Here is a 13,495-nt window from a genome sequence, read left to right on the forward strand (position 1 = left end):
GGCGTCGTATGCCTCGTGCGTGCTTCCCATCCGGACTCTCACCGTCGGTCCAGGATTTCCACCTGGTCAACCGGTCGCTTGCGACCGGGTCGCGGACTCATCACCGCCGGTTCGGACTTCCACCGACCCCAGAACACACGAGTTCTACTCGGGGGATGAATCTACCCCGTCGGTGCGCGGGAACTGAGCCCCGCACGCGGATGTGAGGAGCATCTCGTCGTATGCATCTGCGAGAGGACGTTGTCCGCAAGCCGCGTACCGGCCCCGGTCGCTGGTCTCACGAGTGCCGGCGGCGTCGGAGCGTGTGCTCGCAGACCGCTCGGTGCCCACGGCGTCGAGCTCGCCGAGCCTCGTCAGAGGGCGGCGACGCGCTTGGCCAGCTTGGACTTGCGGTTCGCAGCCTGATTCTTGTGGATGACGCCTTTGGAGACGGCCTTGTCCAGCTTGCGGCAGGCCTTGCGCAGATGCTCCTCGGCCGCCGCTTTGTCACCCGCGTCGATTGCCTCGCGTACGCGGCGCACGTAGGTCTTGAGCTCGGATTTGACGGATTGGTTGCGCAGGCGGGCCTTCTCGTTGGTCTTGATACGCTTGATTTGGGACTTGATGTTCGCCACGGTTGGTGAAGCCTTCTTGATTCGAGTGCGGACAGTGGCCGGAAAGAGGGTTCGCGCACGCGGGCCGACACAAGAAGGTGGTGGAAGCACCCGGCGGAGCCCGGTCGCCGGACCCCGAAGCCGACCAGGCCGGAGGTCCGAGCTAGCACTCTAGCATCCGGCGACGCGGGGGCGCTGGACCGGACCGGGTGCGACGCGTGAGGTGCGTCGCCCCCGAGGGCCTCGCCTCGGGCGGCGGGCGCCCGAAGCGGGGGGAGCCGCCAGGGTCACAGGGTGCGCACCGGTACCCGATTCCGGCGTCGGACGGTTCACCGGAGGGTGGCGGCCTTCATCGCGGCGACGAACTCGCGCAGCCCGGCCGTCAGCGACCGCCGTTCGGCGTCCCAGGCGGCTGAATCCTCGCCCGTTCGCGCCGCCAGGCGGGCGAGGGCCGGTGCGTGTCCCTCGACGATCGCGACCGTAGCCGACCCGCAGATCGCGCCGTCGGCGCCCGCCGCGATCGCCGCGGCCACCTGCTCTGGACGGGAGATGCCGAATCCCAGCATGACGGGCGCGGCGGCGGCAGCGCGCAGTCGGGCCACCGATTCGGCCAGGCCGACGGTGGAGGACGCCTGCTCGATCCCGGTCACACCGGCGCGCGAGACCGCGTAGACGTAACCGCGTGAGGAGGCCGCCACAGCGTCCAGGGTCCGGGCCGTCGACGACGGGGGGGCGATGTAGACCGCATCGATCCCGGCAGCCCGCGCGGCGGAGGAGAAGGCCGGCGACTCGCGCACGGGCACGTCCGGCAGCAGCACAGAGTCGACGCCCGCATCCGCGCACCGGCAGTAGAACTCCCCGACTCCCACGGCGAAGGGCACGTTGCCGTAGACGAGCATGCCGATGGGCAGCTCGGCGTGCCGCTCGCGCACCCGGGAGATCACCCCCAGGCAGGCGGCGAAGTCGGCCCCGGCCTCGAGCGCCCGGATGTGGGCGCGCTGGATCGTGGGGCCGTCGGCGACCGGATCGGAGAAGGGGAGGCCCAGCTCCAGGGCATCGGCGCCCCCGTCGACGAGTGCCTCGATGACGGTCTCGGACAGCGCCGGAGTCGGATCCCCCACCATGACGAAGGGGACGAAGGCTCCCTGGCCGCGGACGGCCAGGCGGGCGAACATCTCGGGGTAGCGGGACATCTCAACCCTCCTGCTTCCTCGTCAGCGACAGGTACTCGGTACGCTTGCCCATCTCCCCGACCATGAGAGCAGCCCGCCTGACGGCCGAATCGGTCGAGAACGACCCGCCCAGGCGCGCGCGCACCTGGTCCAGGTCCTTGTCGCCGCGGCCCGACAGGCACACGAGCAGGTGCGGAACCGGGTCGTGCGGCGGTGTGGCGCGGGCGATCTTGAGGGCCTGCGCCAGCGCGTGGGCCGACTCCAGAGCCGGGATGATGCCCTCCCAGCGGCTGAGCAGCCGGAAGGCCTCGATCGCCTCGTCGTCGGTGACGCCGACGTAGCGGGCCCGTCCGGTGTCGGCCAGCCACGCGTGCTCCGGCCCCACGCCCGGATAGTCCAGTCCCGCCGAGACGGAGAAGGACTCCTCGACCTGCCCCTGCGGCGTGCGCATGAGATAGGAGCGCGCCCCGTGCAGGATGCCGACCGTGCCGTTGGAGATCGGCGCTCCGTTGCGGGGCGTGTCAAGGCCCTCGCCGGCCGGCTCGACGCCGATGAGCCCGACGCCCTCGTCCTCCACGAACTGGCTGAACATGCCGATCGCGTTGGAGCCGCCGCCCACGCAGGCAATGACCTCATCGGGCAGCCGACCCGTCATGGCGAGCACCTGGGCGCGCGCCTCCCGTGAAATGCAGCGATGGAATTCGTGGACAATGGTGGGGAAGGGGTGAGCCCCCGCCGCCGTGCCCAGCAGATAGTGGGTCGTGGCGAAGGAGGCCGTCCAGTCGCGCAGCGCCTCGTTGACGGCGTCCTTGAGCGTGCCCGCGCCGGAGGCCACCGGCACGACCCTCGCCCCCATGAGCTCCATGCGCTCGACGTTGGGCTCCTGGCGCACGACATCGGTGGCCCCCATGTAGATCGTGCACTCCAGGCCCAGCAGCGCGCATACCATGGCGGTGGCGGTGCCGTGCTGCCCGGCACCGGTCTCGGCGATGATGCGGGTCTTGCCCATGCGTCTGGCCAGGAGCGCCTGGCCCATCACCTGGTTGCCCTTGTGCGCTCCGCCGTGAACGAGATCCTCGCGCTTGAGGAAGATCCGTGCGCTGCCCTCGCGCGGCAGGTTGCGCAACTCGGTGACCGGAGTAGGACGTCCCAGATACCGGGTGAGGAGCTCATCGAGCTCGGCGTGGAAGGAGGGGTCGGCCTGCGCCTCGATGAAGGCGTCCTCGAGCTGGTCGAGGGCCGGCACCAACAGCTCGGGCACGAACTGCCCACCGTAGGAACCGAAGTAGGGATTCAGCCGCGGGTGGTCGCGACCGGAGCCTTCCGCGCCCCCGGCACGGTCGCACGAGGCGTTCCGCTGCTCCGCGGAACCGGGCCGGATTCCGCCGCCCGGGCCGCAATCCCCCCGGGGGGAGGACGGGCCGTCGGGGACCGGCACCGCCGTGGCGAGGGACTCGGCGACCGCCGCCGGATCGGAGGCCGCCGACAGTGAGGATCCGACGAGCAGCGCATCAACCGCCCCGGCCAGGCGTCGCACATCATCGGCGGTCCCGATTCCGGACTCCCCGACCAGCACGACGCCCGGGGGCGCCAGCGGCGCGTACTCCTCGGTGCGGGCCAGGTCGGTGGTCAGGGTCCGCAGGTCCCGGTTGTTGATCCCGATGACGCCCGCCCCCAGGTTCGCCGCTCTGTGCATCTCCTCGGGGGTGGACACCTCCGTGAGCACCTCCATGCCCAGCCGGTGAGCCAATCCCGCCAGCTCGGCGTAGACGTCGTCGGGCACCACCGAGAGCATGAGCAGGATCGCGTCGGCCCCCAGCGACCGGGCGGCTAGCACCTGCACCTCGTCGACGATGAAGTCCTTGCACAGCACCGGCACGTCCACCGTCGCGCGCACCGCCGCCAGGTCCTCGAAGGAGCCGTTGAAACGGTCGGGTTCGGTGAGCACCGAGACAGCCGAGGCCCAGGGCGCGTAGGCGCGGGCCAGTTGTGCCGGATCATAGGCGGCGCGAATCGTCCCGCGCGAGGGCGAGGCCGACTTGCACTCCATGATCAAGGCCGGACGCGGGGTCGCCGCCGGGCCGCACCGGGTGCGCAGGGCCTGGGCGAAGGAGAGCTCCGAACGGGGCGGAGCGACTCGGCGCACATGCTCGAAGCGCCTGCGCAGCTCGGGGATGCGGGCACGACGCGCCTCGATGATGGCGTCCAGGACCGTGCCGGTGGCGATAAGCCGCTCGTCCACCGGCCGCCTGCGAGGGCGCCCGTCCACGGGGCCCTCCCCGCTCATCGGGTCGGCCTCTCGGCATCGCGGAGGGGCCGACCCCGGGACGGGTCCTGTCTCCGATCCTGCCGGCCCTCGGAATCGTCGGGATTCGTCGGGCCCTGCGAGTCCTTGGTCATCGACTCCAGATGCTCGGCCACGCGGCCGCTGGCCAACTGCTCCAGAGCCATGCGGGTACCATCCGTCAGATTGTCGGCCGGCCCCGCCAGGTACAGCAGCGCACCGGCGTTGACGGCGACCGCGTCACGATGGGCCGGCCGCCCTCGGCCGGCGAACACCTCCCGCAGCAGGCGAGCATTCTCCTTCGGCGCCCCGCCGAGCACGTCGGACAGCTCCCAGCGGCCCACGCCCAGCTCCTCGGGAGTCACCTCGTAGGCTTTGACGCCCCGCGGGGTCGCCTCGCGTACGAGCGTCGTGCCGTGCACGGCGATCTCGTCGGTGCCGGCGCCGTGGACGATAAGGGCACGCTTGCGGCCCAGCTGCGACATCGCCTCGGCGATCATGTCGAGCATGTCCGGGTCGGCCACGCCCATGAGCTGATAGGTCAGGCGGGCTGGGTTGAGCAGGGGGCCGAGCACGTTAAAGATCGTCGGCGTCGCCAGCGCCCTGCGGATCGGCGCCACATGCCGCATGGCCGGATGGTAGGCCTGAGCGAACAGGAAGGTGAAGTGGTCGCGCGCCAGAACCTTCACCGCCTCCTGCGGGCCCAGATCCAGGGGCAGGCCCAGGGCGGACACGACGTCGGCGGCGCCGGTTCTGGATGACACCGCCCGGTTGCCATGCTTGGCCACTGAGATCCCCATGGAGGCGGCCACGATTCCGGCGGCTGTGGAGATGTTGATGGTGCCCGCGCCGTCCCCGCCGGTGCCCACGACATCGACCAGTGGGAAGGCGACCTCCGGGAAGGGGCGGGCCGCGGCGCGGAAGGCGCTCGCGGCCCCGGCGACCTCTTCGGCCGTCTCGCCGCGCGAGTGCAGAGCGGCCAGGAGGGCGGCGGTCTCCGCCTCGGACAGGTCGCCGGCGCCCAGGGCCGCGAAGACGACACCCGTCTCCTCCTGGGTCAGCCGGCTGCCCTGGATGACCGAGCGCAGCAGGCGGTGGGCGTCCTCGGCGTCGGCGACCGGGAGGCCGGTGGTACTCATGGCGTTGTTCTCAGCGGGGGCGGGGGTCATGTGCGTCTCCTGTTGTGTCTGTTGTGTCTGTTGCGCTGTGCGTCGTGGGCGGGACGACTGCGCGGATGCCGGATGCGTCGATTCGGTCGGGTCGGCCGGGGGCGGCGAGGTCCTCGATAAGGGAGAGCAGGATGCCCGGCCCGTGAGGGGTGAGCACCGACTCGGGATGGAACTGCACCCCGACCACCGGGGCGGTGATGTGGCGGGCGGCCATGACGATGCCCGCCCCGTCCCCCTCGACGGTTCGGGCCAGGCAGGTCAGCGACGGCGGCAGCTCGCGCGTTCCCAGGGAGTGGTAGCGGGCGACGTCCAGCGGGCCACCAGTCAGGACGGCGAAGGCGGGGTCGGCGCGCCCCGCGGGGGTGACCCGAACCCGCACCGAGCGGCCGTGGACCGGACCGACCTCCTCGATGTCGCCCCCGCACGCCTCGACGATCGCCTGGAAGCCCAGGCAGATGCCGAGCGTCGGAACGCGCTCGGCGAGTGCCGCCGCGACCAGTTCCATGAGGCACCCGCTGGTGCGCGGGTGACCCGGCCCCGGGGATAGAGCCAGCACAGGGCGCTGCCCGTGCGAGGCTTCCCGGCTCGTCGGCTCCAGGGCCGAGCGGACCGTGGCCGCGGGCGCCGTGTTGCGGTAGACCTCGATGTCCGCGCCCAGAGCGGCGAACTGGTCGACGAGGTTGTAGACGAACGAGTCGCGGTTGTCGAGTAGAACGACGCGCATCTCAGCTCTCCTCACCGGTCTCGGGGGCGGGCGTCCCCGGGGTGGAGTCCGCGGGGTCCGGGTCGATGATGAGGTCCGCGCCCTGCGCGGCCGCGATCGCGGTGAGGACGGCGCTGGCCTTGTGGACGGTCTCGGCCGTCTCCATAGCGGGCACGGAGTCCGCGACGACGCCGGCTCCCGCCTGGACGAGGGCCCGCCCGCCGGTTACGAAGGCCGAGCGGATGACGATGCACGTGTCGAGTTCGCCGTCGCCCCTGAGGTAACCGACGTAGCCGCCGTAGGCGCCCCGGCGGGCCCCCTCGGCGGAGCGGATGAGCTCGGCGGCGCGCAGCTTGGGGGCACCGGTCAGCGTGCCCATGGTCATCGAGGCGCGGAAGGCGTCCAGAGCGTCCAGGTCCGGGGCGAGTCGGCCGGAGACCTCGGAGACCAGGTGCATGACACGGCTATAGCGGTCCACCCGCAGCAGGTCGCCGACCCTGCGGGTACCGGGCACGCTCACTCGGGCGACGTCGTTGCGGGCCAGATCGAGAAGCATGACGTGCTCAGCGACTTCCTTGGCGTCGGTGCGCAGCTCCAGCTCCAGACGGGTGTCGCGCTCGTGGTCCACGGTCCCGTCCGGTTTCAGGCCGCGCGGTCGGGTTCCGGCGATGGGGCGGATGGCGACCTCTCCGGTGCGCGCCGAGTGCAGAAGCGCCGATTCGGGGGAGGCGCCGAGCAGTTCGAAGTCCGGGGCGCTGACGTAGAACATGTAGGGGCTGGGGTTCGCCTCCCGCAGCCGGTGGTAGGCGGCCAGGGCGTCCGGGCAGGGCATGGTGAAGCCGCGCGAGGGCACCACCTGATAGACCTCCCCGGCCGTGATGGCCTTCTTCATGCGCTCCACGACCGCGGCGTAGTCGGCGTCGGAGACAGTGGGGACGGCGTGCACGACGGGGGCAGGCCTCCCCGATGGGTGCGTCGTGGGCGCGGGTGCGGATGCGGCCGCGTCCCGGGCGGCGTCGGCACCGTCGTCATGATCCGCATGGGCGGCGTCGAAAGCATTGATGGCGGTTGAGAGCTCGTCCATGCGGGCGGCCAGTCCGGCGGCGTCGACGGACGCGCCCACGAGGGTCGCTTCGGCAGTGGAGTGGTCGATGACGAGGATGATGCGGGCGTCGTAGAAGAGGTAGTCGGGACAGGTGTTGGCGCCCGTCGGCACTGGCGGGAGGGCCTCGAAGGTCGCCAGGTAGTCGAAGGCGACGACGCCGGCCTCCAGCGGCAGGTGGGGGTGGTCGATCTCGGCGGCGGCGAGCACGCGCAGCGGTTCGACCGTGGACAGCGAGGTGAGCCGCTCGCGCTCCTCTAGGGCGCCGTCGTCGGGGGCTGTGGGGATGGTGAGCGTGAGGGAGGCCGGGGTACCCGGGCCGGCGGCGGCCTGCGCAGTGATGTACTCGCCCAGAGCGGCGCGCAGGCGGTCCAGCACGGCCTCGCCGTCGTCGGCGGCCTGCGGGAGGACCTCGACGGCAACGGCGTCCCCGGTGCAGGTCAGCCGAGCGGAGGCGTCGAGAACGGTGATGGTAGTACGTGAGGCCCCGGTGGCGATGTCGACGCTCTCCAGCAGGACGGTATCGGCGGGGCGCATCCGGCCGGCCCCGGCGTCGTCGGCGGGGATGAGGCCGGCGGCGGTGAGGTGCTCGAGCAGCAGGCCGCTATCGCCCTGGTAGCGCACTGGGCGCGTCAGCACGGTCGGCGGGGAGGATGTCATGGGGTGCCTTCCTGTCGGTGCCGCTAAGACGCGCCTGCGAATACGCGAAGAGCCCGCCTGGCGGCGAGCTCTCGGTTCCTGGTTTCCATTCACAGTTTCCGCTCACACAGAGCGGGAGGCTCGCCTGCTGGGGAGCCACCACCACTGGCGGGCGTGGAACGCTGTCATGGCATCGAGAGTAGAACGCGGTCATGAAGCGACCAAATCGGTGGCGGGGGCTGAGACGGGGCGTCCGCACTGCCTGGTCGGGAGGCCTCCATCCTCCAGGGCGCCGGCTCCTCAGTCCAGGACATGGCGCAGTCCAGGCTCGTGAGCGCAACCGCCATGGCGGTTGCGCTCACGTGCTGGCCCGCCCCGGTCTCGGCGATGAGCCGCGTTTTGCATGCGCTTGGCCAGCAGCGTCTCAGGGCGTTGGTGCCCTTGTGGGCGCCGCCGTGGACGAGGTTCTCGCGTTTAAGGACTGTGAGGACGATGCGCGCTCCGTCGCCCGACGGAAGGTTGCGGCACTCGTAGATGAGGGTGAGACAGCTCGGATGGTCGATTTGCAGCTTCTCGAGCTCCGCCAGAAGACGGGATCGGCGACGTCCGGGTGAAGGCCGCTTCGAGCTCGTCGAGGCCGGCAGAAGGGGGTCGGGACCTCCTGGCCGCCGAAGCGCCCGCGAAGAAGGCCGGCAGGATCGTCTCGCGGGGGCATCGTCAACGCGGGCGGGCATGGTGCTGCCGGGGCGTTCGGGCCCGAGCGGACCGCTGGGGACGCGGGTGGCGGTGGGTGCGAAGCCGGGGGAGCGCTGGTCGTCGCCGTGTGAACGTTAGGGACGTGCGACGCGGAGCGCAAACGCGCATTGTCGGGTGGGTGGTTTGTTGGGCGGGCGGTGGCGCACGCCGTCGTCGGGGCCTCGCCACTCGTGGGACACTGGCCCCGGATTCAGACCAGACCCACGCACCGGAAGAGACAGAGACTCACGTGTCACCGATCCCCACGCCCGAGCAGGCGGCCGCCGTCACGCCTGCTTCGACGCCGTCGGCTCAGCTGCGCAACTTCTGCATCATTGCGCATATAGACCACGGCAAGTCCACCCTGGCAGACCGCATGCTTCAGGCCACCGGCGTGGTGCAGCCCCGCGACATGCGCGCCCAGTACCTGGACCGCATGGACATCGAACGCGAGCGGGGCATCACCATCAAGTCGCAGGCCGTGCGCATGTCCTGGACCGTGATCGGGCCCGACGACGCCCCGACCACCTACGCCCTCAACATGATCGACACCCCCGGTCACGTTGATTTCTCCTACGAGGTCAACCGTTCACTAGCCGCCTGCGAGGGTGCCGTCCTCCTGGTCGATGCCGCCCAGGGCGTCCAGGCCCAGACTCTGGCCAACCTCTACATGGCCATCGAGGGTGACCTGGCCATCATCCCGGTCCTGAACAAGATCGATCTTCCGGCCGCCGAACCGGAGCGCCATGCGGAGGAGATCGCCTCTCTCATCGGCTGCGATGTCGATGACGTCCTCAAGGTCTCCGGCAAGACCGGCCAGGGCGTGCCCGAACTTCTCGACCGCATCGTCGAGGTGGTCCCGGCCCCGCATGGAGATCCGGCCGCCCCGGCCCGCGCCATGATCTTCGACTCCGTCTACGACACCTACCGGGGCGTGGTCACGTACGTGCGCGTCGTCGACGGGGCTCTGCGGCCCCGCGAACGCATTGAGATGCTGTCGACCGGTGCCGTCCACGACCTGCTGGAGATCGGCGTCATCAGCCCCGAGCCCGCGCCGTCGGCCGGCCTGGGAGCCGGCGAGGTCGGGTACCTCATCACCGGGGTCAAGGACGTGCGCCACTCCAGGGTCGGGGACACCGTCACAGCGGCCGCCTCCCCGGCCGCCGAGCCGCTGGCCGGCTACCAGGATCCCAAGCCGATGGTCTTCTCCGGCCTGTTCCCCGTGGACGGCTCCGACTTCCCGGCTTTGCGCGACGCCCTGGACAAGCTCAAGCTCAACGACGCCTCCTTGACCTACGAGCCGGAGACCTCGGCGGCTCTCGGTTTCGGCTTCCGCTGCGGCTACCTGGGTCTGCTGCACCTGGAGATCATCCGCGAGCGCCTGGAGCGCGAGTTCGGTCTCGACATCATCTCCACCGCCCCCTCCGTGGTTTACGAGGTCACCCTGGAGGATGGCAGCGTTCACGCGGTGACCAATCCGAGCGAGTTCCCCTCGGGGAAGGTCGCGCAGGTCAGCGAACCGGTCGTGCGGGCCACGATCCTCACGCCCAGCGAGTTCGTCGGCACCGTCATGGAGCTGTGCGTCTCGCGGCGCGGCACCATGGCGGGAATGGACTACCTGTCGCCCTCGCGCGTGGAGATGCGCTACGTGCTGCCGCTGGCGGAGATCGTCTTCGACTTCTTCGACGCTCTGAAGTCGCGCACCCGCGGCTATGCGTCCCTGGACTACGAGATGGACGGGCGGCAGAGCGCGGATCTGGTCAAGGTCGACATTCTGCTCAACGGTGAGCGGGTCGACGCCTTTAGCGCCGTCGTCCACAGGGACGCCGCTTATTCCTACGGCGTCATGATGGCCAAGCGTCTGAAGGACCTCATTCCGCGCCAGCAGTTCGAGGTGCCCGTGCAGGCGGCGGTGGGCGCGCGCATCATCGCTCGCGAGACGATCCGCGCCCTGCGCAAGGATATGCTCGCCAAGTGCTACGGCGGCGACATTTCCCGCAAGCGCAAGTTGCTGGAGAAGCAGAAGGAGGGCAAGAAGCGCATGAAGGCCATCGGCCGTGTGGATGTGCCCCAGGAGGCCTTCATCGCTGCGCTGGGGGCGGACCGGCCCGCCACCAGGAGCAAGTGAGACGGAGTCCGGTGAGCGCTCGCCGCCATCGGCCCGCGTCATTCCGACGCGTTATTGGAGGAATCATGAAGCAGATCGACGGCGCCCCCACGACCCGGGGGATCTTGGATGCCGCTATGAGCGAGGACGGCGCCGCTTTGGGCGCTCTGCCGCTGGCGCGGGACCTCGCCCGTCCGCACGCCGGGGCGGATGGGCGGCATCGCGGGGAGCCCTCGCCCTTCCACGACGGCGATCTTGTGGGGACCGTCGGCCCGATCTGCGTGGGTTCGCGTATGCGCCCTGACGCCGGTGAGGCAGGCGAGTCGGCTATCGGCAAGACCGCGGTCGACGGCCCGGTTCGGGTCACGCGCACCGGTCTGGTCGGTGACGCCCACGGGGACAAGACGCATCACGGCGGGGAGGCCAAGGCTCTCTATGTCATGGACGCCGCCGAGCAGGCGCACTGGAACGGAGTGCTGGGCGGGGTCGCGCCGGGCCGGCTGGGGGAGAACATGCTCGTCGTGCCCGGCGAGCGCGGCGGCATCGATGACGTCGAGCTCGGTGCGATCCTCTCGCTCGGCGATCCGACGGCCGGCGGCGTGCGGGTGCGCGTGACCGGTGTGCGCAACCCCTGCCCGACCTTCGCCCGCGGGGTGGGGCGCGCGGATTGGGTCGAGGTCTTCTCGGCGCGCGTCCGTGTGGGCGTCTACCTGTCGGTTCTCACCGAGGGCGTGGTGCGCACCGGGGACGAGGTCCGTGTCATCTCCTCCCCGGGGCATCGCGTGACCTGCACCCGATGGTTCGCCCACCACGACCCGCGCGACGCCCAGGCGCTGCTGAACTCCGAGATCTTCGGCAACTGCGTCATCGCCCCCTTCACCAGGAAATATGTCCGGGCGGCTGCCCACGAGCAGGTCGGCTGAGGTCCGACGGGACGCCCCATGCCTCAGCACCATCCGCCCCGCTCCCACGCCATCCGCTCCCGCGTGCGCTCCTTCTCCCGCGCTGGTGGTCGCCTGTCTGACGGCCAGGCGCGCGCTCTGGCCCGCTACGGCGACCGCTACGTCCTCGACGTCCCCCGTGCCGACGCCGTGCGGACGGTCGACGCCGGCTTCGATCTCGACCCGCGGGCGGCCTTCGCTCACCCGGGTCGTACGCGGCCGCTGGTCGTCGAGGTCGGTTCCGGCGGCGGGGAGGCGATACTCGCCCACGCCGCCGAGCACTCGGATGTCGATCACCTGGCCGTCGAGGTGTGGCAGACCGCCATCGCCAAGATCGTGCGCGGCGCGGCGGAGCGGGATCTGCGCAACGTGCGGGTCGCCCCCGCCGACGCTTCCCAGTTGCTAGCCACGGCTCTGCCGGTGGGCTCGGTCGACGAGGTGTGGGTCTTCTTCCCCGACCCGTGGCGCAAGCCCCGCCATCGCAAGCGGCGCCTGGTCGATGTCGCCTTCGCCGACTGCGTCGCCCGGGTGCTGCGCACCGGCGGCGTATGGAGGCTCGCCACCGATTGGGCGGACTACGCCTGGCAGATGCGCGACGTTCTCGAGGCGGTCTCCGTCCCGCCTGCGGGAGCCGCGCCGCCCGTCCCGGCCACGGGGGGGGACGGGGCTGGCCCAGCGGACGTCTACTTCCGGTACGACGACGCCGGGGAGCGCCCCGACCTGGGAGCTGGAAGCGCCGTGGAAGGGAGTCCCGGCAACGGACCGGATCCCGGGTCCCCGGCGGGCGTGCGCGGTGGCTGGTCGGAGCGCTTCGCCGGTCGGGTGACGACTCGCTTCGAAGACAGGGGCGTGCGGGCCGGCCGCACCGTACGCGATCTGAGCGTCGTGCGCACCAGTACGCCGTGGCGCGCCGGTCGGTGCGACCGGCGCGGGCCGCTGCCCGAGGACCCGGGGCGTGGGGCCGCCGGGCGGGCTACTGCGCAGGAGGACATCCGTGTCTAGCGTCGGTCTTCTCGAGGGCGGGTTCTCACCGCTGCACTGCGGCCATGTCGCGGCCATCGTGCGCGCCTCGACCATGGTTGATGTGCTGCACGTCGTCGTGGCCACCGACGACGCCTGGGAGTGGGAGCACCTCTACCGCGGCGCACGCATCCCCTTTTTCCCCTCCCGCTACCGCGAGCGGTGGTTGCGCACGGTCTTCCGCGACCATCCGCACGTGCTGGTGCACGCCGTGCACCAGCCTCGCACGGGGGATGACGAAGCCGATCGAACGGCGGGCGTCGAGGCGATCACCCAGTGCATCGGCGCACCGATCACGCACGTGTTCTCCTCGCAACAGGGGGCCGCCGTCGATGCGTTCGGCCCCGACGCGGAGCACGTTCTCATCGAACCGGACTGGAACCCCTATCCGGTCTCCTCGGCCCGGATCCGTACCGAGGGCGCCCTGCGCTACTGGGCGATGATCCCCGCCGTCGTACGCGCCTTCCTGGTCAAGAAGGTCGTGCTGGTGGGGCCGGAGTCCACTGGGAAGACGGTGCTGGCCCGCAACCTCGCCCTGTACTACAACACCGAGTGCGTCACCGAGTCCGGGCGGACCCTGCTGCGGGAGGCCGGGGACAACGACATGATCCTCGAGGACTACCCGCGTATCGCCATGGCCCACCACCTGGCCGTCGATCGGGCGCGGGCGCGGGCCAGCAGAGTCCTGTTCGTGGACACCGAGGCACTGGTCGTCCAGAACTACTCCCGGCTCTACGAGGGGTTCAATCAGCGTCTCATCGACGAGATCGCCCGCCTGCAGGATTACGACTTGGTTCTCTACCTGCCGCCCGATGTGCCGTGGGTGGACGACGGCACCCGACTGCTGGGCGATGAGCGCGAGGAGGCCGATGCGGAACTGCGCACTCTGCTGGCCGAGCACGGTGTGGAGATCGTCGAGGTCGGCGGAGGCTTCGAGCAGCGGCTGATCACCGCCGTCGACGCCGTCGACCGGCTTCTTGAGGGCGAGGGGCAGTGAGCGCAGCGGCGGTCGGCGACCCGGCTCCCGGCC

The 13,495-nt window shown here is 70.8% G+C and carries 10 protein-coding genes and 1 riboswitch; of the genes, 4 read left to right on the forward strand and 6 right to left on the reverse strand.

All coding sequences use genetic code 11. The features are described 5' to 3' along the window. Positions 1-13 precede the first annotated feature (13 nt). A riboswitch (FMN riboswitch) is annotated at positions 14-141 on the reverse strand. Between the two features lie 212 nt (positions 142-353). The 6 genes from rpsT to HMPREF9062_RS06985 all read right to left on the reverse strand — a co-directional run bounded on the left by rpsT (position 354) and on the right by HMPREF9062_RS06985 (position 7,683). Next, positions 354-614: a 30S ribosomal protein S20 gene (rpsT, locus tag HMPREF9062_RS06960; protein WP_009749379.1), complete on the reverse strand. Its 261-nt coding sequence runs from the start codon at positions 612-614 to the stop codon at positions 354-356. 308 nt (positions 615-922) lie between these two features. Beyond that, positions 923-1,786: a tryptophan synthase subunit alpha gene (gene trpA, locus HMPREF9062_RS06965; RefSeq protein ID WP_009749380.1), complete on the reverse strand. Its 864-nt coding sequence runs from the start codon at positions 1,784-1,786 to the stop codon at positions 923-925. A gap of 1 nt (position 1,787) precedes the next feature. Next, positions 1,788-4,052 (reverse strand): tryptophan synthase subunit beta, encoded by a 2,265-nt coding sequence (gene trpB, locus HMPREF9062_RS06970; protein WP_009749381.1) that lies wholly within the window; start codon positions 4,050-4,052, stop codon positions 1,788-1,790. Beyond that, on the reverse strand, positions 4,049-5,218 hold the full coding sequence (gene trpD, locus HMPREF9062_RS06975) for an anthranilate phosphoribosyltransferase (protein ID WP_009749382.1): 1,170 nt from the start codon (positions 5,216-5,218) through the stop codon (positions 4,049-4,051). Before trpD ends, trpB begins: the two co-directional genes overlap by 4 nt. Continuing rightward, on the reverse strand, positions 5,199-5,942 hold the full coding sequence (locus tag HMPREF9062_RS06980) for an anthranilate synthase component II (protein WP_009749383.1): 744 nt from the start codon (positions 5,940-5,942) through the stop codon (positions 5,199-5,201). Before HMPREF9062_RS06980 ends, trpD begins: the two co-directional genes overlap by 20 nt. Before the next feature lies 1 nt (position 5,943). Then, positions 5,944-7,683: an anthranilate synthase component 1 gene (locus HMPREF9062_RS06985; RefSeq protein WP_009749384.1), complete on the reverse strand. Its 1,740-nt coding sequence runs from the start codon at positions 7,681-7,683 to the stop codon at positions 5,944-5,946. A 964-nt stretch (positions 7,684-8,647) separates the two neighbouring features. On the opposite strand from HMPREF9062_RS06985, the gene lepA reads away from it, so the two are divergent. The 4 genes from lepA to HMPREF9062_RS07005 all read left to right on the forward strand — a co-directional run bounded on the left by lepA (position 8,648) and on the right by HMPREF9062_RS07005 (position 13,462). Next, entirely contained in the window at positions 8,648-10,525 is a 1,878-nt protein-coding gene (lepA, locus tag HMPREF9062_RS06990) for a translation elongation factor 4 (protein ID WP_009749386.1), read from the forward strand. Between the two features lie 65 nt (positions 10,526-10,590). After that, on the forward strand, positions 10,591-11,427 hold the full coding sequence (locus HMPREF9062_RS06995; RefSeq protein WP_034253912.1) for an MOSC domain-containing protein: 837 nt from the start codon (positions 10,591-10,593) through the stop codon (positions 11,425-11,427). An 18-nt stretch (positions 11,428-11,445) separates the two neighbouring features. Next, positions 11,446-12,447, forward strand: a complete 1,002-nt coding sequence (gene trmB / locus HMPREF9062_RS07000; RefSeq protein WP_009749387.1) for a tRNA (guanosine(46)-N7)-methyltransferase TrmB — start codon at positions 11,446-11,448, stop codon at positions 12,445-12,447. Beyond that, positions 12,440-13,462, forward strand: a complete 1,023-nt coding sequence (locus HMPREF9062_RS07005) for an AAA family ATPase (RefSeq protein ID WP_009749388.1) — start codon at positions 12,440-12,442, stop codon at positions 13,460-13,462. Before trmB ends, HMPREF9062_RS07005 begins: the two co-directional genes overlap by 8 nt. Positions 13,463-13,495 lie beyond the last annotated feature (33 nt).

Source organism: Actinomyces sp. oral taxon 448 str. F0400, from assembly GCF_000220835.1.
In the GTDB taxonomy this organism is placed as follows: Bacteria; Actinomycetota; Actinomycetes; order Actinomycetales; family Actinomycetaceae; genus Actinomyces.